The sequence below is a fragment of the Methylobacterium sp. E-016 genome (assembly GCF_022829745.1).
Lineage (GTDB): Bacteria > Pseudomonadota > Alphaproteobacteria > Rhizobiales > Beijerinckiaceae > Methylobacterium.
Window position 1 is genome coordinate 1 of sequence record NZ_JAKSYF010000072.1, and the last position, 21854, is coordinate 21854.

25 protein-coding genes are annotated in these 21854 nt (G+C 71.7%); 9 read left to right on the forward strand and 16 right to left on the reverse strand.

The genetic code is table 11. The features are described 5' to 3' along the window. Together MKK68_RS07285 and MKK68_RS07290 are read right to left on the reverse strand one after the other, a co-directional pair. On the reverse strand, nucleotides 1-182 hold a 182-nt coding region (locus MKK68_RS07285; RefSeq protein WP_244029564.1), incomplete at its 3' end, for a hypothetical protein. Between the two features lie 2 nt (nucleotides 183-184). Continuing rightward, a complete protein-coding gene (locus tag MKK68_RS07290; protein WP_405043835.1) occupies nucleotides 185-865 on the reverse strand; it encodes a PRC-barrel domain-containing protein in 681 nt (226 codons plus the stop codon). Nucleotides 866-1228: 363 nt separating this feature from the next. Between MKK68_RS07290 and MKK68_RS07295 the strand changes: the two genes are divergently transcribed. Continuing rightward, nucleotides 1229-1666, forward strand: coding sequence for a hypothetical protein (locus MKK68_RS07295; RefSeq protein ID WP_243983963.1), 438 nt, complete (start codon nucleotides 1229-1231; stop codon nucleotides 1664-1666). Between the two features lie 3 nt (nucleotides 1667-1669). Here the strand turns inward: MKK68_RS07295 and MKK68_RS07300 are convergent, their stop codons facing one another. The 3 genes from MKK68_RS07300 to MKK68_RS29415 form a co-directional block, all read right to left on the reverse strand. Next, the gene (locus MKK68_RS07300; protein WP_243932293.1) at nucleotides 1670-2104 is read right to left on the reverse strand and encodes a PRC-barrel domain-containing protein; all 435 of its coding nucleotides are present in this window, start codon (nucleotides 2102-2104) and stop codon (nucleotides 1670-1672) included. A 90-nt stretch (nucleotides 2105-2194) separates the two neighbouring features. Beyond that, nucleotides 2195-2677 (reverse strand): DUF2721 domain-containing protein, encoded by a 483-nt coding sequence (locus MKK68_RS07305; protein WP_147841307.1) that lies wholly within the window; start codon nucleotides 2675-2677, stop codon nucleotides 2195-2197. Between the two features lie 117 nt (nucleotides 2678-2794). Continuing rightward, nucleotides 2795-2917, reverse strand: coding sequence for a hypothetical protein (locus MKK68_RS29415; protein ID WP_279593021.1), 123 nt, complete (start codon nucleotides 2915-2917; stop codon nucleotides 2795-2797). A gap of 215 nt (nucleotides 2918-3132) precedes the next feature. Between MKK68_RS29415 and MKK68_RS07310 the strand changes: the two genes are divergently transcribed. Beyond that, complete coding sequence (locus MKK68_RS07310; protein WP_147727136.1) at nucleotides 3133-3489, forward strand: SWIB/MDM2 domain-containing protein; 357 nt, start codon at nucleotides 3133-3135, stop codon at nucleotides 3487-3489. Between the two features lie 115 nt (nucleotides 3490-3604). On the opposite strand, the gene MKK68_RS07315 is transcribed toward MKK68_RS07310, so the two are convergent. Then, nucleotides 3605-4402, reverse strand: a complete 798-nt coding sequence (locus tag MKK68_RS07315) for an SDR family NAD(P)-dependent oxidoreductase (RefSeq protein ID WP_147858299.1) — start codon at nucleotides 4400-4402, stop codon at nucleotides 3605-3607. A 76-nt stretch (nucleotides 4403-4478) separates the two neighbouring features. After that, on the reverse strand, nucleotides 4479-5798 hold the full coding sequence (locus MKK68_RS07320; protein ID WP_243932323.1) for an MFS transporter: 1320 nt from the start codon (nucleotides 5796-5798) through the stop codon (nucleotides 4479-4481). A gap of 347 nt (nucleotides 5799-6145) precedes the next feature. Here MKK68_RS07320 and MKK68_RS07325 point away from each other — a divergent pair, with 347 nt between their 5' ends. Next, complete coding sequence (locus MKK68_RS07325) at nucleotides 6146-7156, forward strand: alpha/beta fold hydrolase (protein ID WP_409567193.1); 1011 nt, start codon at nucleotides 6146-6148, stop codon at nucleotides 7154-7156. 87 nt (nucleotides 7157-7243) lie between these two features. Here the strand turns inward: MKK68_RS07325 and MKK68_RS07330 are convergent, their stop codons facing one another. The 3 genes from MKK68_RS07330 to MKK68_RS07340 form a co-directional block, all read right to left on the reverse strand. Then, a complete protein-coding gene (locus MKK68_RS07330; RefSeq protein WP_244029566.1) occupies nucleotides 7244-8935 on the reverse strand; it encodes a methyl-accepting chemotaxis protein in 1692 nt (563 codons plus the stop codon). Nucleotides 8936-9114: 179 nt separating this feature from the next. Then, nucleotides 9115-9825, reverse strand: coding sequence for a methionine biosynthesis protein MetW (metW, locus tag MKK68_RS07335; protein WP_147727140.1), 711 nt, complete (start codon nucleotides 9823-9825; stop codon nucleotides 9115-9117). Further along, nucleotides 9822-11027: a homoserine O-acetyltransferase gene (locus MKK68_RS07340; protein ID WP_279596203.1), complete on the reverse strand. Its 1206-nt coding sequence runs from the start codon at nucleotides 11025-11027 to the stop codon at nucleotides 9822-9824. The genes metW and MKK68_RS07340 overlap by 4 nt, the downstream gene beginning before the upstream one ends. Nucleotides 11028-11268: 241 nt before the next feature. Here MKK68_RS07340 and MKK68_RS07345 point away from each other — a divergent pair, with 241 nt between their 5' ends. The 4 genes from MKK68_RS07345 to MKK68_RS07360 all read left to right on the forward strand — a co-directional run bounded on the left by MKK68_RS07345 (nucleotide 11269) and on the right by MKK68_RS07360 (nucleotide 14780). Further along, on the forward strand, nucleotides 11269-12147 hold the full coding sequence (locus MKK68_RS07345; protein WP_243935865.1) for a chorismate mutase: 879 nt from the start codon (nucleotides 11269-11271) through the stop codon (nucleotides 12145-12147). A 100-nt stretch (nucleotides 12148-12247) separates the two neighbouring features. Then, nucleotides 12248-13363: a pyridoxal phosphate-dependent aminotransferase gene (locus MKK68_RS07350; RefSeq protein ID WP_243935863.1), complete on the forward strand. Its 1116-nt coding sequence runs from the start codon at nucleotides 12248-12250 to the stop codon at nucleotides 13361-13363. Then, the gene (locus MKK68_RS07355; RefSeq protein ID WP_244029569.1) at nucleotides 13356-14300 is read left to right on the forward strand and encodes a prephenate/arogenate dehydrogenase family protein; all 945 of its coding nucleotides are present in this window, start codon (nucleotides 13356-13358) and stop codon (nucleotides 14298-14300) included. Before MKK68_RS07350 ends, MKK68_RS07355 begins: the two co-directional genes overlap by 8 nt. A gap of 57 nt (nucleotides 14301-14357) precedes the next feature. Further along, nucleotides 14358-14780, forward strand: coding sequence for a PaaI family thioesterase (locus MKK68_RS07360; RefSeq protein ID WP_147729261.1), 423 nt, complete (start codon nucleotides 14358-14360; stop codon nucleotides 14778-14780). Nucleotides 14781-15109: 329 nt separating this feature from the next. On the opposite strand, the gene MKK68_RS07365 is transcribed toward MKK68_RS07360, so the two are convergent. The 4 genes from MKK68_RS07365 to glyA all read right to left on the reverse strand — a co-directional run bounded on the left by MKK68_RS07365 (nucleotide 15110) and on the right by glyA (nucleotide 18809). Beyond that, entirely contained in the window at nucleotides 15110-15739 is a 630-nt protein-coding gene (locus MKK68_RS07365) for a riboflavin synthase (RefSeq protein ID WP_244029571.1), read from the reverse strand. Between the two features lie 3 nt (nucleotides 15740-15742). Then, nucleotides 15743-16858: a bifunctional diaminohydroxyphosphoribosylaminopyrimidine deaminase/5-amino-6-(5-phosphoribosylamino)uracil reductase RibD gene (gene ribD, locus MKK68_RS07370; protein ID WP_409567194.1), complete on the reverse strand. Its 1116-nt coding sequence runs from the start codon at nucleotides 16856-16858 to the stop codon at nucleotides 15743-15745. Next, nucleotides 16855-17367, reverse strand: a complete 513-nt coding sequence (gene nrdR / locus MKK68_RS07375; RefSeq protein ID WP_147858293.1) for a transcriptional regulator NrdR — start codon at nucleotides 17365-17367, stop codon at nucleotides 16855-16857. The genes ribD and nrdR overlap by 4 nt, the downstream gene beginning before the upstream one ends. A 137-nt stretch (nucleotides 17368-17504) precedes the next feature. Then, nucleotides 17505-18809, reverse strand: a complete 1305-nt coding sequence (gene glyA, locus MKK68_RS07380) for a serine hydroxymethyltransferase (RefSeq protein WP_243932298.1) — start codon at nucleotides 18807-18809, stop codon at nucleotides 17505-17507. A 280-nt stretch (nucleotides 18810-19089) separates the two neighbouring features. Here glyA and MKK68_RS07385 point away from each other — a divergent pair, with 280 nt between their 5' ends. Both MKK68_RS07385 and MKK68_RS07390 read left to right on the forward strand, forming a co-directional pair. After that, nucleotides 19090-19734, forward strand: a complete 645-nt coding sequence (locus tag MKK68_RS07385) for a hypothetical protein (RefSeq protein WP_244029572.1) — start codon at nucleotides 19090-19092, stop codon at nucleotides 19732-19734. 10 nt (nucleotides 19735-19744) lie between these two features. Further along, nucleotides 19745-20194 (forward strand): hypothetical protein, encoded by a 450-nt coding sequence (locus MKK68_RS07390; RefSeq protein ID WP_243983972.1) that lies wholly within the window; start codon nucleotides 19745-19747, stop codon nucleotides 20192-20194. A gap of 64 nt (nucleotides 20195-20258) precedes the next feature. Here MKK68_RS07390 and MKK68_RS07395 read toward each other — a convergent pair whose 3' ends face one another. Then, nucleotides 20259-20570, reverse strand: coding sequence for a cupin domain-containing protein (locus MKK68_RS07395; protein WP_244029574.1), 312 nt, complete (start codon nucleotides 20568-20570; stop codon nucleotides 20259-20261). A 63-nt stretch (nucleotides 20571-20633) separates the two neighbouring features. Beyond that, nucleotides 20634-21797 (reverse strand): hypothetical protein, encoded by a 1164-nt coding sequence (locus MKK68_RS07400; protein ID WP_244029576.1) that lies wholly within the window; start codon nucleotides 21795-21797, stop codon nucleotides 20634-20636. Nucleotides 21798-21854 lie beyond the last annotated feature (57 nt).

Below are 21854 nucleotides of genomic sequence, written 5' to 3' on the forward strand. Positions count from 1 at the left end.
GCGAACAGATCGAGCCCGCGACGGCTCGCGCGCGACAGCCCGTCCGCGCCGGCGGCCGCGGGCGCCGGCTCGACGGTCGGCTCGCGCAGCCGGACCGGACGGGCGCGGACCTCGTGGTCGAGCCTCGCCTGGCGCTGCGCCTCGCGGGGGGGGATGACGCGGCGGTCCTTCGGTCGCGCCACCGTCACTTATCGGGCACCTTCTCGGCGGCCGGCTTGTCCGCGGGCTTCGCGGCAGGCGCGGGCGCGGGCGGCGCCGGCACGGCGGCAGGCGCCGGTGCGGCCGTGGGGGCGGGCGCGGGCTGGGCGGCGGCCGGTGCCGTCGCCTGCTCGCCGTCCGGGCCGGGGCTCGCCGGGCCGAGGACCACGATCGGCTCGCCGGCCTTGTACTCGGGCGAGACGCGGACCTGATTGCGGCTCAGCTGCAACGACAGCCGCCCGACCTTGCCGTCGGAGGTGAAGCGGAGCGCCCGCCAGTCGACCGCGATCTTGCGCGAGCCGACGCCGAGGAAGCCGCCGAAATCGATGATCGCCGCGCGCGGGCGCCCCTCCTTGTCGATGATCAGGTCGATCACCCGGCCGAGCTCGTCGCCGTTGGCGCTGCGCACGCTCTTTCCCAGCACGCTCTCGTAATCCTGGGTGTCGAGGACGGTGGCGGGGGTGCCCTGCTGGGCCTGCGGCGGCGCGGTCGGGGCGACCGGGGGCGGCGCGGCCGGTGTCGCCGGCGCGGTCTCGCTGCCGGCCGGCGGGGTCTGCGGCGCGGGCGTCTGCGCCATCGGCGCCTGAGCCATGACGGACGCGCTCCCGAGGAGGGCGGTCCAGAGGGTGATCGTCGCGGTCGCGATCATCCGGATCGGTGTGGTCACGCAAGGTCCTCAAGTGCTGGCGTCGGCGCGGCGCGGCCGTGGCGACGCGCGGGTGTCTCCGCCGCATCGTCACGGGTTACGAGAGCACGACCTTCGCATGCCGTTCGACCAAGGCGAAGTTGTGAATCGCGTCCGGTCGCCCGACCCGCACGTTTTGGTGTGCAGGTTTCGCGCCGCACGTTTCGGGCCGCGTGCATCCGCTCCGATGCTCCCGATCGGTCGGCGAAGGCCTCGCGCCGCGTCCCGGGATGGACGCGGCGGCGTCTGGTTTTCGCCCAAACTGCATCGTAGAGAGACCGTCAACGACATGACGGCGGCCCGGTCCCACCTTGGCCGCCACGAGAAGACAGGACTTCACCGCCCATGGCCGCCTCGCCTCTGCCTGCCTCGCCTTCGACCGCCGCGGGTCGCCTCCGCCGCCCGCTCGCGCTGACGGCCACCGCCCTCTGCCTCGGCGCGGCCCTGGCCGGATGCCAGGCGCTCGGCGGGGCGCTGGGCGGCGGCGGCGGCGTGATGCCGGCGGCCGAGGTCGGGCCGCCGCCGTCGCTGCGCGGCGCCCTTCCGGGCCGCGAGGCGCGCATGGCCAACGTCGATTCCGACGGGCGCCCGCTGGCGACGGCGCCGACCCGGACACTCGACCTGCCCAAGGACAAGCGCAACGACGCGCGCGCCGCGAACGACGGCGCGCGCCGCATCCGCCGCGAGGAGATCGACGGCGAGCCCACCAGCGGCGGGTCGTCGGGCGGCATGACGCCGTCCCTGACGCCCGGCGGCAGCGTCGGCCTCGGCGGCAAGTTCTGATCGTCAGGCCGCTTTCGGGCCGCGACCGTAATAGTCGTCGAGCCGGCCGCCATAGGCCGGATCGGCGAAGCCGTCCTCGCCGGCGCCGTGGCTCGGCGCGCCGGCGAGCGTCGCCGCGTCGATATCCACCACGTAGCCGCCGAGCGCGACGCTGTAGGTCAGCGCCTTCCACGGCAGCGGGTGGTGGTTCTCGCCGAGCCCCAGGAACCCGCCGAAGGCGAGCACCGCGTAGGCGACCTGGCCCGAGACCTTGTCGACCATGAAGTTGTGCACCGCGCCGAGGTGCTTGCCGGCGGCATCGTAGACCGCCGTGCCCTCGACCTTGTTGGAGGCGATCAGCCGGACGGTCTCGTCGATGGCGACACCCTCGGCCGAGGGGTCGAGCTCCATCGAGCCGGCCTTGCGGATGCTGCGCTCGTTGGGAAGATCTGTCGGCATCGCGATACCCTTTCGCAGGACTGCACGGACCCGGCATCCCGGGCGTTCGCAGGGGAAAGCTCGGACCCGCGATGGGTTCCGCGGGCCCCTTCAGCCTTCCGGGCCGGCTTCCGCCTCAGCGCGCCGCAGGGCGACACGGTTGCGCACGCCGCGGCTCGCGAACAGCATCTCGGTCCCGAAGGCGACCAGCGCCAGGAGCGTGCACAGGATCGCCGTGCCGAACAACGCGAACAGCACGCCGGCCACGGTGGCGTCGCGCAGCGCGCCGACGAACAGCGTCAGGACGGCGCCGCAGGTCGAGACCCCCGAAAGCGCCGCGAGCACCACCGCCGCGTCGAGCAGCAGCGCCCGCAGCCGCAGGCGGTCGAGCCGGTGGCCGAGGCGGCGGCGCTCCGCCTCGCTCGCGCCCGCGAGCAGGCTCGACGCCCGCTCCGCCTGATCCGACACGCGGGCGAGGCGCGCGCCGAAGACGTTAAGCAGGGTCGCCACCCCGGACAGCAGGAACACCGGCGTCAGCGCCACCTGGATGATGTGCGCGATGCCGTCGAGGGTGTTCGGCTCGAGGCTCGACATGGGCAGAGGTTTCCGCGGCGCGAGGAGGAAGGCGGGAGGGCCGTCCTCCGACGCCGCCAACGTCCGGGCGGCCGGACGGTTCGCGAGGATCCGGCGTCCGCTCCGGCCTTCGCGCCCTCAGATCAATCCGCCGCCATGCGGGTGATCGCAAGCATTCGGCTCGGCGGCGATGCCGATGCCGAGCCCGAGGACCAGGGCGAACGCGGAGACGAAAGCGAGGGCGAGGGCGGTGCTGACCATGCCCGGATCTGTCCTCCGGTTGGGTGAAGAAAGGGTTTCGCGGCGCGAAAACCGGTGCCGAAGCCGCCCGCCGGCGCCACACCCTGTGGATGATGAAGGGAACTGTTCCAGTTTTCCCTTGGAACGGCTGCGCTAGCCCTTAGTTCTTGCTGCTATGCTCACCCCTGCTGCGGGGATGTCACGTTCACGCTCGCAGCGAGAACCGGAGGAACCCCATGGCAACCAAGACGACGGAAAAGGCCGCCCCGAAGGCTGCGAAGGAGACCAAGGACGCCAAGCCCGCGAAGGCTGCAGCCCCCAAGGCGACCAAGGCCGCCGCCGGCGCCAAGCCGAACGCCCTGCAGCAGCCGCTGAAGCCCTCGGCCGATCTCGGCGCCATCGTCGGCACCAGCCCCATCCCGCGCGGTGAGGTCGTCAGCAAGGTCTGGGAATACATCAAGAAGCACAACCTCCAGAACCCGGAGAACAAGCGCGAGATTCTCGCCGACGACAAGCTCAAGAAGGTGTTCGGCAAGGACAAGTGCAGCATGTTCGAGATGAACAAGCACCTCGCCGCCCACCTCAAGGCCTGAGCCGCGCCGGACCCGTCGTCGGGTCGATCCGGAGACGCGGTTCCCGGATCGTCCTGCTTCGACGGTGCGCTCGAACGGGGCGGCGCCACGCCGCCCCGCGCGACCCGATCAGGCGTCAGGCGATGTTGCGCAGGACGCCGCCATCCACCCGAAGCGCCGCGCCGCTGGTCGCGCTCGCCGCCGGGCTGCAGACGTAGGCCACCATGTTGGCCACTTCCTCGACGCTGGCCAGCCGCCCGATCAGCGACGTCGGGCGGTGCTCGGCGACGAACTGGCGGCCGAGGGCGTCGAGATCGGCCTCGCCCGATCCGCCGGCCATCTGCTTCATGAAATCGGCGACGCCCTCCGACAGGGTCGGCCCCGGCAGCACGCTGTTGACCGTGACGCCGGTGCCCGAGACCGTCTCGGCGAGCCCGCGCGAGACCGCGAGCTGCGCCGTCTTCGTCATCCCGTAATGGACCATCTCGACCGGGATGTTGATGCCCGACTCGCTGGCGATGAAGACCACGCGGCCCCAGCCCCGCGCCACCATCCCCGGCGCGTAGGCGCGCGACAGCCGCACGCCGCTCATCACGTTGACGTCGAAGAAGCGCTGCCAGTCGCCATCGGGGATGTCGAAGAACGGCTTCGGCTCGAAGATCCCCGTGTTGTTGACCAGGATGTCGACGTCCGGCAGCGCCGCGACCAGCGCGGCGACCCCGTCGGCCGTCGCCACGTCGCCGACCGCCGCGAAGGCCTCGCCGGCCTGGGTCTTCCCGCGCAGGGCCGCGATGGCCGCCTCGACCCGTTCCGCGGTGCGCCCGTTGATGCCGACGCTGGCGCCGAGGTCGAGGAGCGCCTGGGCGATCCCGAAGCCGATGCCGCCGGTGGAGCCGGTGACGAGGGCGCGGCGGCCCTTCAGGTTCATGTCCATTTCGGTCGATCCCTGGTTGCCGCGATGTCTCGCGATGCCGATCAACGCGCCGGTCCGGCCCCGGGTGGCATGCAGCCTATCCGGCTCTGCCCCGCCGCAGAACGCTGGCGCAGCCGCCGAACACGGCGAGCGCTACCGCGGACCACAGCGCCAGCGACACCGCCCGCTCCGGCCCGGCGCCCTGGGTCATCCCGAAGATCACCGCCACCATCGCCGCGCCGAGGGACTGGCCGGTGAGCCGCGCCGTCGACTGCATGCCGCTCGCCCCGCCGCTGCGCTCGCGCGGGGCGGCGGTGATAATGACCTTGTTGTTCGGCGTCTGGAATAGGCCGAAGCCGAGGCCGCTCAGCGTCAGCCGCCAGACGATGTCGAGGGTCGCCGGGTGCGCCGGCAGCAGCGCCATCGCGGCGATGCCCGACGCCATCAGCGCGAGGCCGATGCCGCCGAGCAGCCCCGGCGGGTAGCGGTCGGCGAGCCGCCCGGCGACCGGCGCCATCGCCGCGATCGCGATCGGCCAGGGCGTCATCAGGAAGCCGGTCTGCGTGCCCGAGAGGTGCAGCACGTCCTGGAAATAGAAGGGCAGGGCGATGTAGGCGCTCATCTGCGCCGCGAACGAGGCGATCGAGGTCGCCATCGACAGCGCGAAGGCCGGGATCCGCAGGAGGTCCACCGGCAGCAGCGGAGCCCGCAGGCGCAGCTGGTACAGCACGAACACCGCGCCGACCGCGACGGCGCCCGCGATCTCGGCGAAGGCGATCGCCCGTCCGTCGGCGTCGCCGAGGCGGTCGACGCCGACGATCAGCAGGCCGAAGGTCAGCGCGTTCAGCACCGCGCTCAACGCGTCGAAACGCGCGCCGCTGCGCGGCGTCGCCGGCAGCGTCCGCGAGGCGACGAGGAAGGCGAGGCCGCCCACAGGCAGGTTGACCAGGAACAGCCACGGCCAGGACGCCACCGAGAGGATCGCGGCGGCGACAGTCGGGCCGGCCGCGGAGGCGACGGCGACGACGAGCGCCACGTTGCCGACGCCGCGGCCGATCATCCGGTGGGGATAGATGAAGCGCACCAGCGCGATGTTGACGCTCATCACGCCGGCGGCGCCGAGCCCCTGCGCCAGGCGCCCGGCGATCAGGAAGCCGAGGCTCGGCGCGAAGGCGCAGGCGAGCGAGGCCGCAACGAACGCCGCCAGCCCGGCGAGGTACACGCGCTTGTAGCCGAGGATGTCGCCGAGGGAGGCGAAGGGCAGGAGCGCCGCCGTCACCGCGATCTGGTAGCCGTTGACCACGAAGATCGCCGCGGCCGGATCGACCGCGAGGTCCTTGGCCATCACCGGCAGCGCCACGTTGACGATCGCCCCGTCGAGCACCGCCATGGTCATGGCGAGCGACACCGCCGCCATCGCCAGCAGGCGCTCGCGCGGGGGAAGCCCGTCGGCCGGCCTCGCGGCGGCCGGGCTCCCGTCGCCGAGGCCGCTTGCCGCCTGCGCTTCCTCCTCCGCCCCGCGGATCGCGCGTCGTCCGGACGATCCGGCCGTCTCGGTCATCGTCGAAAACCTCGTTCTGGGCCGACCCCGGCCGGGCCCGCCGCCGTGGGTTCGCCTGGCGCTTGCGCCCGCACATAGCGGCTTCACGCAGGCTTGAGCAGCGCGCCGGTGACATGGCCGCGGGATCCTTCGCCCGTGCGCCGCTTTTCCGCCTTCGCGACGCGCCATCGCGTCGTCGCCTCGATCCGACGGATGACGCCCCGATGCCGACGATGACGCGGACCACCGCCCTGCTGCTCGCCCTGTTGCCGCTGATGCCGATGGCGGCGCCGGCGCAGGAGGCACCGCCGCTCGGGATCGGGCTGGAAGGCTTCGGCTACCCGTATCCGGTGCGCTTCCTCGCGCTGTCGCGCGACGGCGAGGCCCAGCGCCTCGCCTACATGGACGTGGCGCCGACCGGCACGGCCAACGGCCGCACGGCATTGCTGCTGCACGGCCGCAACTTCCCGGCGAGCTACTGGGCGCCGGTCGTCGCGGCGCTGACGGGCGCGGGCTACCGCGTGGTCGCGCCCGACCAGCTCGGCTTCGGCAAGTCCTCGAAGCCCATCGGCCCGTTCACCTTCGACGCGATGGCCGCCGACACCGTCGCGCTGCTCGATCACCTGGCCCTACGCCGGGTCGACGTGGTCGCCCACTCGATGGGCGGGATGCTGGCCGTGCGGTTGGCACGCAACGCCCCCGACCGGGTCAACAGCCTCGTCCTCGAGGCGCCGCTCGGCCTGGAGGATTACCGCTTCAGCGTGCCGCCGGTCGCCAACGACACCCTGCTCAAGCGCGAGGGCGAGCTCACGGCGGCCGCCTACCGCCGGCAGCTGATGACCAGCTACGCGCTCTCGCTGCCGGAATCGGCGATCGAGCCGTTCGTCGAGGTGCGCGAGCGGGTGAAGGGAGCGGGCGAGTATCCGCGCTGGCTGCAATCGTTCGTGAACTCCTACACCATGATCTGGGGCCAGCCGGTGGTGCACGAGATCCCGCTGCTCCCGATGCCGACCCTGTTCGTCATGGGCGGCGCCGACCACAACGCGCCGGGCAAGCCCTACGCCCCGCCGGACCTCGCTGCGAGGATGGGCCGCAACGCCGACAACGCGACGGCGCTGGCCGCGAGGATGCCGAACGGCCGGGCGATCGTGTTCGCGGGCATCGGCCACCTCGTCCACATGGAGGCGACCGACCGCTTCGACGCCGCGATGCTGGAGTTCCTCGACGGGCATTGACCACCCGGTGTCGCGGCGAGGGCCCGCGAACGGAGGAAGGCCGGGCACGATGCCCGGCCTCGGAGCCGCCCCGGAAAGCCCGGCGGCTCAGGCGGCACGAACGGTGGCGAGGAAGCGGGTGACCTCCGAGCCCAGATGCTCCGACTGACGCGACAGTTCGGACGCCGAGGCCAGCACCTGCGCGGCCGCGGCGCCGGTCTCCTCCGAAGCCTGCGCGACGCCGGCGATGTTGCCGGTGACCTCGCTCGTGCCGGCGGAGGCCTGCGCGACGTTGCGCACGATCTCCTGGGTCGCCGCACCCTGCTCCTCCACCGCCGCCGCGATCGACGCGGCGACCGCGTCGATCTCGCGGATGCGCGTCGAGATGGTCCCGATCGCCTGCACCGCCCCTTGCGTCGAGGTCTGGATCTGCGCGATCTGGCTTCCGATCTCGGCGGTGGCGCCGGCCGTCTGGTTGGCAAGCTCCTTCACCTCGGCGGCGACCACCGCGAAGCCGCGGCCGGCCTCTCCGGCGCGCGCCGCCTCGATGGTGGCGTTGAGTGCCAGCAGGTTGGTCTGCCCGGCGATGTTCGAGATCAGCCCCACCACGTCGCCGATCTTGGCGGCCGCCTGGCTCAGTTCGTGAACCAGGCGTCCGGTCTGCTCCGCTTCGGAGACCGCCGTCTGCGCGAGGTCGGCCGAGCCGGAGACCTGCCGCCCGATCTCCTGGACCGACGAGCCGAGCTCTTCCGCCGCCGCCGCCACGGTATTCACGTTGGAGGCCGCCTCCTCGGCGGCGGCCGCCACGGTGGACGATTGGCTGGCCGTCTCCCGTGCGGTCGCGGTCATCGTCTGGGCGGTGGCCTGCAGCCCGGTGGCGGAGGAGGACACCATGCCGACGATGCCGCCGACCGCCCGTTCGAACCCGTCGGCCAGCTCCGTCATGACGCGCTTGCGCTCGGAGGCCGCCGCCGCGTCAGCGATGCCCTTGATCTCCGCCTGCTCGGCGGCCTTCCGGGCAACCATGGCCGTGATGCCTTCGACGGCCCGGCCGACGGAGCCGACCTCGTCGCCGCGGCGCGCCTCGGCGATCTGCGCATCGATCTCGCCGTTTTCCATACGTTGGAGGACGACGACCAGCCGACCCAGCGGACGCGTGATGCCGACGATCGACACCAGGGTCGCGGCGACGAGGCCGACCAGGAGGCCGAGAGCGGCCAGCGCCATCAGGGTGTAGCGCGTCGCATTCGTCTGATCAGTCAGGACGTCGGATTGATGCTCCATATAGGCGGCAATGTCGTGCGCGAGCCTGCTGCCTTCGTCCGTCATGGTGGCGAAGGTCGGATCGATGGCGCTGTGCACGAGGGCTATGGCGTCCGCGTTCTCGTTCGCGGTCCCGAGCCTGCGCACCTCGGTCACGTCCTTGAGGAACCGGTCGACCCGGGCGTTCTGCGCCTCGACGCGCGCGCCGAAGGCAGGCGCCTGCTCACGGAGGGCGGCCAGCGCCTGCCGCATGTTGGGCAGCACCGCCTCGAAGCCCGCATTGGCGCTCCTGATCTGGGCCTCGTCGGTCTCGGCGATGATGCGGTAGACCCAGTAGTTGAGCTCGAACATCAGGCCGTTTGCCCGGCGCACGCTCGCGACGCCTTTCGCCTCGTGGACGATCAGGAGGCTGTAGGCGTCGTCGATCGTGGTCATGCGCGCCTGCGCATACCAGACGCACCCACCGACGACGACGGCGATCGATGCGATCACGGCAATGAGCTTCGGCAGGATTTTGATGTTTGAAAGACGGAGCATCGATCTATCCGATCACGTTGGACAGCCGAAGATCGCCCGAGATCGCTTAAATCGCGGTTAACCAATACCTCTGCAGATCTTGAGGCGGGCTTACGAATGCTCACGGGTTCGTGAGAAGATGCACGATCGACGCGATCGATGTCCGCCTCGGCTCGATGCCGCCCGGCGCGGTCGACCGATCAGCCGGCTCCGAGGCGGCCCCGCCTGAGCAGGAACACCCCCTGCGCGCCGATCAGGTTCCAGAACCACCACGGCATCGAGAAGCGCATCGGCCGTCCGCGCGCGTCGAGCGCCGCCGCCTTCTCGATGTGGGCGTCGACCGCCCGGCACAGCTCGACGAAGTCGCGCATGGTGCAGTGGTGGATGTTCGGCGTCTCGTACCAGGCTTCCGGCAGGATCTCGGTGATCGGCATCCGCCCGCGGAAGGCAAGCTCGGCCCGCACCCGCCAATGACCGAAGTTCGGGAACGAGATCACCACCTGCCGGCCGATGCGAAGCAGGTGCTCCAGCACGATGCGCGGGTTGCGCGTCGCCTGGATGGTCTGGGACAGGACCACCACGTCGAACGCGTCGTCGGGGTAGTTCTCGAGGTCGGTGTCGGCGTCGCCCTGGATCACCGGCAGGCCGCGCGCGAGGCAGGCGTTCACGCCCTCGCGCGACAGCTCGATGCCGCGTCCGTCAACGCCGCGCCGGTCTCGCAGCAGCGCCAGCAGCGAGCCGTCGCCGCAGCCGATGTCGAGGACGCGCGCGCCGGGCGGCACCAGCCCGAGGACCACGAGGTGGTCGACGCGGGCGCCGCCGGATTCGGGCGTGCGCGGCAGGTCGTCCGCCGCCTCCCAGGGCGTGCCGGAGGCGGCGTCGCCGAAGGACAGGTCCTCGCGCCCGCTCACAGCCCGCGCGCCCGGGCGGCCGCGTCGATGAACCCGCGGGCCGCCGAGAACAGCGTCGGCTCGTCGAGGAGGAACGCGTCGTGGCCCTTGTCGCTCTCGACCTCGACGAAGGCGACCGGGGCCGAGGCGGCGTTCAGCGCGTGCACGATCGCCCGGGAATCGGCCGTGGGGAACAGCCAGTCGGAGGTGAACGAGATCACGCAGAACCGCGTCTTCGTGCCCTTGAAGGCGTTGGCGAGCACGCCGCCGTGGTCGGCGGCGAGGTCGAAGTAGTCCATCGCCCGCGTCAGGTAGAGGTAGGCGTTGGCGTCGAACCGCTCGACGAAGCTCAGGCCCTGGTGGCGCAGGTAGCTCTCGATCTGGAAGTCGGCGTTGAACGAGAAGGTCGGCGCCGAGCCGCCCTGGAAGCGCCGCCCGAACTTCCGGTGCAAAGCCGGCTCGGACAGGTAGGTGATGTGCGCGCCCATCCGCGCGACGCCGAGGCCCTTCGAGGGGCGAGTGCCGGCCTCGAGATAGCGACCGTCGGCCCAGGCGGGGTCGGCCATGATCGCCTGCCGGCCGACCTCGTGAAAGGCGATGTTCTGCGCCGAATGGCGCGCGCCCGTGGCGATCGGCATCGCCGCGAACACGCGCTGAGGGTAGAGCGAGGCCCATTGCAGCACCTGCATCCCGCCCATCGAGCCGCCGATGCACAGGAACAGGTCCGCGATGCCGAGATGGTCGAGCAGCATCGCCTGGGCGCGGACCATGTCGCGGATCGTGACCAGCGGGAAGTCGAGCCCGTAGGCCGAGCCCGTCGCGGGGTCGATCGAGGCCGGGCCGGTCGAGCCCATGCACGAGCCGATCACGTTGGAGCAGACGACGAAGTAGCGGTCGGTGTCGATCGGCTTGCCCGGGCCGACCAGCGTCGTCCACCAGCCGGGCTTGCCGGTGACGGGATGGGGGTGGGCGAAGTGCTGGTCGCCGGTGAGCGCGTGGCAGATCAGCACCGCGTTGGTGCGCGCGGCGTTGAGGGTGCCGGCGGTCTGGTAGGCGACCTGGAACGGCGCGAGCGCGGCGCCCGAATCCATGGTCAGCGGCTGCCCGGCCTCGAACCGCGCGACGAGCCCCGCCGGGTCGCGCGCCTGCGACGGCTCGCGGCTGCGGATCTCGGGCTCCGTCGCGGAGGCGGCCGTGACGGCCGTATCGAGGGGATTGTCCATGAGGCGTCTGGAAACGGCTTCTCGCGCGCCGAAGGGGCCGAAGGAATCGCGAGGCCGCCCGCTTCCCGCGCCCGCCGCTGCACCGGACGTAGTGTGCCCGCCGCCGAGCGTCAACGAAAGGGGCCGCCGGAAGGCCGTTCATCCGCCCTCCGTTGTCGATCGCACGGCCCTGCTGCGCTGGCCCTTCGGCGCGGCGGGCCGTAAACACGCGCGAGCAGCCCCGTCCTCAGCTTGTCGAACCATGCGCTTCCCCAAACGAGCCGCGCCGCCGATGGAAGACCTCGCCGCCCTCCGGGCCGAGATCGATCGGATCGACGCCGAGATGCACGCGCTGCTGATCCAGCGCGGCGGGATCATCGACCGGCTGATCGCGGTGAAGGGCACGTCGGCCTCGGGCTCCGCCTTCCGTCCCGGTCGCGAGGCCGCGATGATGCGGCGCGTCGCCGAGCGCCACCGCGGGCTGCTGCCGCTCGACACCGTCGAGGGGATCTGGCGGGTCATCATCGCGACGTTCACCTACGTCCAGGCGCCGTTCTCGGTGCATGCCGACATCTCCGCCGGCGATCCGGCGATGCGCGACTCCGCCCGCTTCCACTTCGGCTTCACCGTGCCCTACCGGCCCCACCCGACCTGCGCGGCGGTGATCGAGGCGGTGGCGGCCTCGCGCGGCGACCTCGGCATCTTCCGCTTCGACCCGCGCGCCGCCCAGGTGCCCGCGAAGGGGTCGGCGAAGGGAGAGGCCTGGTGGGAGGGCCTGATCGGCGCAGGCCGGCCGAAGGTGATCGCCCGGCTGCCCTTCATCGAGCGGCCGGCCCACCCGGCCGGCACGCCGGTCTTCGTGGTGGCCAAGCCCCTCGACGATCCGGCGGCGGCGCAGCGCGACTGGGTGCTGTGGGCGGTGCGCTGCGGCGCCTGGACGGAGGAGGCCGAGCGCGCCGTGCAGGGGCTCTACGGCGAGGTGGTGGCGCGGGCCAAGCCCAAGGGCGAGGTCGAGCGCCTGCTGCTGGCGGTGCCGGGCGGCGTCGGCACGCGCCAGCTCGCCGAGGCCCTGGACGGGGCGGGCGCGGCGGTATCGAGCCTCGACGAGACCGGCAGCCACGCGGCGCGGTTCCGGGTGTGAGGGCCGCCGGGCGGCCGATCCGGTCGCGCCCCGCTTCATCGCGGCGCGAAATGCTGTAGACGGGCGCCACCCGCGTTTCTTCTGCAGGCTGCGAACACCAATGTCCGCCTCTCCCCGTCTCCGCCCGGTGCCCCGTCCGGGCGTCCTGGCGATCGACCCCTACGTGCCCGGCAAGAGCGGGGCGCCGGGTCACGCCAAGATCCACAAGCTGTCGTCGAACGAGACGCCGCTCGGCCCGAGCCCGGCGGCGATGGCGGCGATGCAGGCGGCCACGGCCAAGCTCGAGAACTATCCCGACGGCACCTCCACGCTGCTGCGGACTGCCATCGCGGCGCGCTACGGCATCGACGCGGGCCGCGTCGTCTGCGGCGCGGGCTCGGACGAGCTGCTCTCGCTGCTCGCCTACGCCTATATCGGCCCCGGCGACGAGGGCGTCTTCTGCGAGCACGGGTTCCTGGTCTACCGCATCGCCATCCTGGCGGCGGGCGGCACCGCCGTGGTCGCTCCCGAGCGCGACCTCACCGCCGACGTCGACGCGATCCTCGCCGCCGTGACCCCGCGGACGAAGATCGTCTACGTCGCCAACCCCAACAACCCGACCGGCACCTACCTGCCGCTGGCCGAGGTGCGGCGCCTGCATGCCGGCCTGCCGGGCGACGTGCTGCTGGTCCTCGACGGCGCCTACGCCGAGTACGTCCAGGCGGACGACTACGCGGCCGGGCTCGAGCTCGCGCGCGACGCCGACAACGTCGTGATGACCCGCACCTTCTCGAAGATCCACGGGCTCGCCGCCCTGCGCGTCGGCTGGATGGTCGGGCCGGCCCACGTGATGGACGCGGTCAACCGCATCCGCGGGCCGTTCAACCTGTCCACCGCCGGCATGGCGGCCGGGGCGGCGGCGCTCGCCGACGAGGCGCACGCCGCGACGGCCGCCGCCCACAACGCCGAATGGCTGCCGCGGATGATCGCGGGCGCCCGCGCGCTCGGCCTGACCGTGACGCCGAGCGTGGCGAACTTCATGCTCGTGCACTTTCCCGACGTGCCCGGCCGCACGGCGGCCGACGCCGACGCCTTCCTGACCGGGCGCGGGGTGATCGTGCGCCGGGTGGCGGCGTACGGGTTGCCGAATGCGCTCCGCGTGACGATCGGCAGCGTCGAGAGCAACGAGGCCTTCCTCGGCGCACTCGGCGCCTTCGTCCGAGGCGACCATGCCTGAGGCCGCGCCGCTCGGCTGCCTCGCCATCGTCGGCCTCGGCCTGATCGGCTCGTCGATCGCCCGCGGCGCCCGCCGCTACGGGCTGGCCGAGCGCATCGTCGCGATCGACGCGGACGCCGCCGTCCGCGCGCGGGTGCTCGATCTCGGCATCGCCGACGACGTCACCGGCGATGCCGCCGCAGGCGCGGCGCAGGCCGACCTCGTGATCCTGTGCGTGCCCGTCGGCGCCATCGGCCCGGTCGCCGCCGCGATGGCGCCGCACCTGAAGCCGGGTGCCGTCGTCTCGGACGTCGGCTCGGTGAAGGCGTCGGTCGTCGCGGCCGTCACCCCGCACCTGCCCGACGGCATCGTGTTCGTGCCCGGCCATCCGGTGGCCGGCACCGAGTATTCCGGGCCGGATGCCGGGTTCTCGACGCTGTTCTCCGGCCGCTGGTGCATCCTGACCCCGCCGGAGGACGCGCCCGAGGCCGCCGTCGCGCGGGTGCGCGCGCTGTGGCAGGGGCTCGGCGCCGTCGTCGAGACGATGACGCCGGAGCACCACGACCTCGTGCTCGCCATCACCAGCCACGTGCCGCACCTGATCGCCTACAACATCGTCGGCACCGCCGCCGACCTCGAGCAGGTGACGCAGTCCGAGGTGATGAAGTTCTCGGCCGGCGGCTTCCGCGACTTCACCCGCATCGCCTCCTCGGACCCGACGATGTGGCGCGACATCTTCCTGAGCAACCGCGAGGCGGTGCTGGAGATGCTCGGGCGCTTCAGCGAGGACCTCTCGGTGCTGACCCGCGCGATCCGCTACGGCGACGGCGCGGCCCTGCACGACCTGTTCACCCGCACCCGCGCGATCCGCCGTGGCATCGTCGCGCAGGGGCAGGAGACGGCCGAGGCCGATTTCGGCCGCGCGCGCGCGGCCGAGGGCATTCCCAAGGCGGGGTGACCCGCGATCCCGGTCGCCGCCTTGCCGCCGGCGCACCGCCATGCTGGAACGGCCGTCATGACCGCGATGACGCTTGCCGAGACCCGCGACTTCCTCGACCGGGAGTTCCCGCAGATGCAGGCGGGCGGGCGCGCCTACCACCTGGAGGCCGTCGGCCCGCTGACCGCGCGGATGCGGCTCGACGGCGACGCGCGCTTCCTGCGCCCGGGCGGCACGCTGTCCGGCCCGTCGATGATGGCGCTGGCCGACTATGCGCTCTACGCGGCCATCCTCGCCCAGATCGGCCCGGTGGCGCTCGCGGTGACCACGAGCCTGACCTTCAACTTCCTGCGCAAGCCCGCGGGGCTGGTGCTGATCGCCGACGTGACGCTGCTGAAGCTCGGCCGGCGCCTCGCCGTCGGCGAGGTGCGGATCACGGCGCCGGGCTCGGACGACCTCGTCGCCCAGGCGAACGGCACGTACTCGATCCCGCCGCGGTGAGGGCCTACCGCTCCGCGTAGCGGGACCACAGCATGACGCCGAAGCCGACGGCGACCGCCATCAGCGGCGCGACGACGAAGGCCACGATCTGAATGTCGGCCATGGCTGCAGCCTTCCACGAATGATGCGCGCGCACCCGTGGAGGGCGATGCTCGCAAGGAAGAAGATCGCGATGCCTCCCGACAGCGTCAACGCCGACAGGTTGGACCGTCCCGAAACCCCGAAGACGGTCGCAACGAGCGCCGCGACCACGCCCGCGGTGAACAGGCCGCCCGCGGCGGTGTTCAGGTAGGCGGCGGAGAGCTTGATCCGCTCGTTCGGAACGAGGCTTACGCCGCGCTCCCGCGGCCCTCCGCGAGCCGCGCCGCGTAGCGCGCGATCAGGTCGACCTCGAGGTTCAGCCGGTCGCCGGCGCGGCGCTCGCCCCAGGTGGTGACCTCCAGCGTGTGCGGGATCAGCAGGACCGAGAAGGTGTCGCCCTCGACCGCGTTGACGGTCAGCGACGTGCCGTCGAGGCAGACCGAGCCCTTCTTGGCGATGAAGTGGGCGACCCCGGCGGGCGCCCGCAGGGTGAACCGTTCGCTCGCGCCCCAGGCGCCGGCGGTGACGGTCTCGCGGGCGAGGATCTCGGCGACGCCGTCGACGTGGCCGGTGACGAGGTGGCCGCCGAGCTCGTCGCCGATCTTCAGCGAGCGCTCCAGGTTGATTCGGGTGCCGGCCTCCCACCCGCCGACCGTGGTCAGCGCCAGTGTCTCGGCGGCGGCGTCCACTGCGAAGACGCAGCCGTCCTCGGCCGGCTCGATCGACACCGCCGTGAGGCAGGGGCCGGAGCAGGCGATCGAGGCGCCGAGCGCGATCGTGGCCGCATCGTAGGCGGCGCGGATCGTGAGGCGGCGCATCCGCGCATCGCCCGAGACCGAGAGCACCGTTCCGACGTCGCTGACGAGACCCGTGAACATCGCTTAAGCCTCACTCCGTTCGTAGGTCACGGCCCGGTCCGCCCCGAGGTCGAGGGACTGGGCGATCCGGAACCGTCCGCTCTCCAGCGCCTGCCCGAGATGCGGGCCGACCGCCGGCAGGCCGCCCTGCGGACCGCAGGTGCCGGGCCCGGTGATCAGGGTGCAGGAATCCACGAGATCGGCCTCGGCCAGCGCGTCGGCAAGGTGAGGGCCGCCCTCGCTGCAGAGCCGCGTCAATCCGCGCTCGCCGAGCATCGCCAGCGCCGCGTGCAGGTCGACCCGCCCGCGCGCATCGGCGGCGACGCGCACCACTGCGACGCCGAGCGATTCAAGCATCCGCTTGGCATGGGCCGGGGCGATCCGCGTCGTCACGACCAGCGTCGGGACGTCGTGGGCGCCGCGCACGAGCACGCTCGACGGCGACAGCCGCAGCTGCGAATCCAGCACCACCCGCAGCGGCGAGCGACCGCCGAGGCCGGGCAGGCGCACGGTGAGCGAAGGGTCGTCGGCGCGCGCCGTGCCGATGCCGATCAGGATCGCGTCGGCATGGGCCCGCCACAGGTGCACCGCGCCGTCGGCGATCGCGCCGGTGATGCGCAGGCGCGCCGTGTCGGAGGCGGCGGCGAACCCGTCCCGCGTCCGGGCGAGCTTGAGGTGGAGGTGGGGCCGCCCGTGGGTGATCCGCGCCACGTGCCCGGCATGGTCGCGCCGGGCCTCGGTGCCCAGCAGCCCGGTCTCGACCCGGATGCCGGCCGCCCGCAGGAGCGCGTGGCCGCGGCCGGAGACCCGCGTGTCGGGATCCTCCATCGCGCTGACGACCCGCGCGATGCCTGCCGCGACGATCGCGTCGGTGCAGGGCGGCGTGCGGCCGTGATGCGAGCACGGCTCCAGCGTGACGTAGAGGGTCGCGCCCCGGGCCGCCGCGCCGGCATCGGCGAGCGCCAGGGGCTCGCCGTGCGGGCGGCCGCCGGGGGCGGTGACGCCCTGGCCGACGATCCGCTCGGCGCCCGGCCCGCCCGCGACCACCACGGCGCCGACCGAGGGGTTCGGCCAGGTCCGCCCGAGGTTGCGCTGCCCGAGCGCGAGGGCGAGGCGCATGAAGCGCGCGTCGGCCGTCACGAGCGCGACCGTGCCGTGCGCGGCTTGCCCGCCGCGACGCCCTCGGGCGGCTCGACGCCGGCCTCCGCCAAGGTGCCGAGCAGGTCCTCGAAGTCCTTGGCCTCGCGGAAGTTCTTGTAGACGGAGGCGAAGCGCACGTAGGCGACGTCGTCGAGGCCCTTCAGGCCCTCCATCACCAGCTCGCCGATCGCCTCCGAGGTGATCTCGGCCTCGCCGCCGCTCTCGAGCTGGCGGGTGATGCCGCTGACCAGCCGCTCGATCCGCTCGGGGTCGACCGCGCGCTTGCGCAGGGCCACGCCGATCGAGCGCTGCAGCTTGTCGCGCTCGAACGGCACGCGCTTGCCCGAGCGCTTGAGCACCACGAGCTCGCGCAGCTGCACGCGCTCGAAGGTGGTGAAGCGGCCGGCGCAGTCCGGGCAGACCCGGCGGCGGCGGATCGCGGCGCCGTCCTCGCTCGGCCGCGAATCCTTCACCTGCGTGTCGGAGCCGCCGCAATAGGGACACCGCATCGGGCGGACCTTCTCATCGAGCCGGAAAGACGGCGGCCTCTCGGGAAACGAGAACGGCCGCGGATCGAGGCGATCCGCGGCCGTCTCTATCGTGTTGCAGTGCACGCCGGAAGGCTTCCCTTCCGGCGGCGTCCGGATCAGCCGTAGATCGGGAACCGGTCGGTGAGGGCGTGGACGCGGGTCTTGACCGAGGCCTCGACCGCGGAATCCCCGGCCTCGCCGTTCGCCACGAGCCCGTCGAGCACCTCGACGATGAAGCCGCCGATCTGCTTGAACTCGGCGACGCCGAAGCCGCGCGAGGTGCCGGCCGGCGTGCCCAGGCGGATGCCCGAGGTGATCGTCGGCTTCTGCGTGTCGAAGGGGACGCCGTTCTTGTTGCAGGTGATGTCGGCCCGCGAAAGCGCGGCTTCCGCCGCCTTGCCGGTGAGGCCCTTCCGCTGCAGGTCGACCAGCATCAGGTGGTTGTCGGTGCCGCCCGAGGTGATGTCGTAGCCGCCCGACATCAGGGTGTCGGCCAGCGCCTTGGCGTTCTCGATCACCTGGCGGGCGTAGATCTTGAACTCGGGCTTCAGGGCCTCGCCGAAGGCCACGGCCTTGCCGGCGATGACGTGCATGAGCGGGCCGCCCTGCAGGCCGGGGAAGATCGCCGAGTTGAACTTCTTGGCGAGCGCCTCGTCGTTCGTCAGGATCATGCCGCCGCGCGGGCCGCGGAGCGTCTTGTGGGTCGTCGTGGTGGCGACGTGGGCGTGCGGGAACGGCGACGGGTGCACGCCGGCGGCGACGAGGCCGGCGAAGTGCGCCATGTCGACGAAGAAGTACGCGCCGACCGCGTCGGCGATCTCACGGAACTTGGCGAAGTCCCAATGGCGCGGATAGCCCGAGCCGCCGGCGATGATCACCTTCGGCTTGTGCTCGTGGGCCAGCGCTTCGACCTGCTCCATGTCGATGCGCTGGTCGTCGCGGCGCACGGTGTAGGAGACCGGCTTGAACCACTTGCCCGAGACGTTCGGGGGCGCGCCGTGGGTGAGGTGGCCGCCGGCGGCGAGGTCGAGGCCGAGGAAGGTGTCGCCCGGCTGCATCAGGGCCATGAACACGCCCTGGTTCGCCTGGCTGCCGGAGTTCGGCTGCACGTTGGCGAAGCCGACGCCGAACAGGCGCTTGGCGCGCTCGATGGCGAGGTTCTCGGCGATGTCCACGAACTGGCAGCCGCCGTAGTAGCGACGGCCGGGATAGCCCTCCGCGTACTTGTTGGTCAGCACCGAGCCCTGCGCCTCGAGCACGGCGCGCGAGACGATGTTCTCGGAGGCGATCAGCTCGATCTCGTGCTGCTGCCGGCCGAGCTCCTGCTCGACGGCCTTGGCGATCTCCGGATCCGCGTCGCTCAGCGGGGCCGCGAAGAAGGAGTTCGAGAAATGCTTGTCGGAAGCGGTACCGGCGCTCATGGATGGCCTCTGTTCTTGTATGCGGGCGAAATCGGCGCGCTCGTCCCGTCAGCGTGCACGGGCGAGCCTTCGTAGCGCTACTCTCTACACGCGTGCGTGGAAGCCGCCAACACAGGCCTTTTTGCCGCGGGGGCAAGAAAAGTTGAGGCCGGGCGCCCGGCAGCGTCAACTGCACGCTGATAGCACGGCTGGGCGATCGGCCGTGCCTCGCTCCGCAGCGCTATAGGAAAATTGACTTTATTAGGAATATATGGCAAGGCCTCTTCGGGGGAGCTTTGGCATGAACGAACGTCGAGACCAGCTTCGATTCGCGCACAGAGTTGCAGAGATCCGCCTGCGGATTGCGATGCTGTCCGTGCTCAGCCATTCCCTCAAAGCCGGCTTTCGCCCGGATCAACCCCGAGGCCCGGATGGTCGCTGGACCGGCGGCGCCGGTCAGATCGTGCGCAGCCAGATAGAGAAAACCGGGAATGCAAGGATCGACGCGAAGACCGAGCTTCTTGTGGATGTCGTCAAGGAGGCAATCTCGATCTCGGGAGATGTCCGTGTGCTGGCCTACGGCGTCCGACTGCATGCTGCGACCGCTCGATTGATTCACAATCTGGATATTCCAGGTATCGGCCGGCACGGCGTCGAGCAAAGCTTCAGCCTGGGCGATAGTGTTCGTTATGGGCTGGAGGGAAGCGTACGAACCGACGTGGTCTTGCGCGATGGAAGAACATCCTCGGCCCCGATATTGGCGGTATGGGACTTCAAGACGGGAAATGCGCGTCTGACACCAGCGCGCGTCCGGGAGATCCGTGAAGGTCTCGGGGTCGGCTCCGATGTGCCGGTGATCGAAATCCATGTTCGACGCGGTGTCGCGGTCAAATCACATGCCGCCACGACGAAGATAAGCGTTTTTGCCGACATCCACTGGTTTTGAGGGACAGAACATGACGATGGAAGCCTACGCGTTCTGCGCCCGTCCGATCAAATCGATCGAAGACTGGCAAGCGTCGATCGATGCCCTCGGGTTTGATCTGAGATTGAGATCGACTCGCGATCTCGCGGATCATCGGGGGCACCTTCCGGCGCTTTGGCGTGGCCGAGAAGCCGGGTTCGAGTTCGGCGCTTGCGCGTTCGCGGAACTGGCGGAAACGTACGACGACATCGATCTCGGCGGGCCGTGGCCCTACGCCTACGCCTTCTATTTCGCGGCTTTGCCGAGTTGCGTCGGCACGTGGCTGGCGCTGGCCGCCTGCCTGACGCTGACCGACGGCGTGGCTTTCGACCCGCAAGAGGGAAGAATTCTTCGACCCGGAGAGGCCGCACGCTATGCGCAGGATACCGAGAACGAGGTCGATCGGATCGAGTCAGGGGAGGTCGGTCGCACGCCTTCATAGATGTCGAAGGTTGGAGGGGCCCGCCGACATGGGTCGCGTCGAACGACGGACCCATCCGCCGGCCTCACGCCGACACGTTGGTCTCCACCAGCACCGTCTCCGTCTCGAACTTCGCCGCGTGCCACGCCTCCGCGGGGAAGTGGAACACGCTGCCGGGGCCGAATGCCGCACGGCCCTGCTCGGTCTCCAGGATGCCTGAGCCGGAGAGCACCTGCACGAACTGCTCGTGCGCGTGGCTGTGCCGCGCCGCCGAGGTGCCCGCTGGGACGACGATCCGCACGAGGCTGGCGCCCGCGCCCGGGATCGTGCGCTTGGCGACGCCGTTCTCCGCGACGGTCTCGTCGCGTTCGTCCCAGGCGAGCAGGTGGTCGGTCATGGCGGCCTCGTGGTCAGCCCTCGAACATGATGCAGGCGCGGTCCCGGTCAACGCACGATGCGATCAGGGCCACACCTTGATCGCCACCGGCCGCCGCAGCAGGTCGCGGTCCGAGGTGATGGTGCAGCCCTCCGTCCGCAGCGTGACGTAGGTGAGGATCGCGGTGTCGCCGACGTCGTCGAAGTTCCGGCCCTCGGCCCTGGGGTCGAGGAGGGACGGGTAGGCAATCAGGCCGCCCGGCGCCGCGCAGGGGTCGTCATAGAGCGTCGCCCCGGCGACGAGCAGCCGCGGCACGTCCCAGGTCAGAAGGTCGCGCGAGCTCGTCCAGTAGAAGCCCGATTGCGCGAACCCGTCACCCGCCTTGGCCATGAACAGGGCGACGAAGGCGCCGGTGCCGCGATGGCGCACCACCGCCCCGACGGGCGTTGGGAACGGCGCCACCAGCTTGCAGGCCTCGGCCCGCGCGCCCTTGGTGCGATACGGATCCGGGAAGGACGCGGTGAAGCCGGTTCCGGTCCAGGCGCGCCAGCTCGCCGCATCGCCGGGCGTGGCGGTGCGGAACAGGCACACCCCGGCCTCCTGATCCCCGGGCCGGTCCCAGCCGGTGGTCGAGACGAAGACGTAGCGGAAGCGCCCGTCGGCGAAGACGTTCGACGGGTTGAAGAAGCCGCGGTGACGCCCCTGGCCGACCTCCTGCCGGAACGGGGCCGCCATCGCCACCGCGGGCGGGGTCGTGCGCAGGAAGCTGCGGCCGCCATCCGCGGAGGCGGCGGCGGTGATCGTGTTGTACCAGCAGGCCTCGTAGGTCTCGGCCGTGCAGCGGCCCGGATGCTCGTTCGCCTGGTACTCGTGGTGCACCAGCGCGGCGATTCGGGCGCCGTCCTCGGTCCAGGTGGCGGTGATCCAGGAGCGGTCGTCGTAGAGCGCCGGGTCGGCCTTCTCGCCCGAGTCGAGCACCACCGTGCAGTCGAGCTTGAGGTGGTCGAGGTCCGGCCCGCGCAGGGCCCGGTTGCGGTAGTGCATGCCGAACAGGGCGACCGCACCGGTGGCATCCCGGAACGCGCGGGCCGAGGCGTCGGGCACGTCGGCGCCGTCGCAGGCGTCGCGCCCGGCCTTGAACACGATGCTCGGCGGCCCGACCAGGGTCAGGCTCGACAGCGGCGGCTCGGCGGCCGCCTGCGCGAGCGCCGGCAGCGACAGGAGAAACAGCGCGAGGCGGAGCCGCATGGGACGAGACCGGTGGGTGCGCCGAAAGCGCACTTGGACGAGGAGCGCGCACGGACG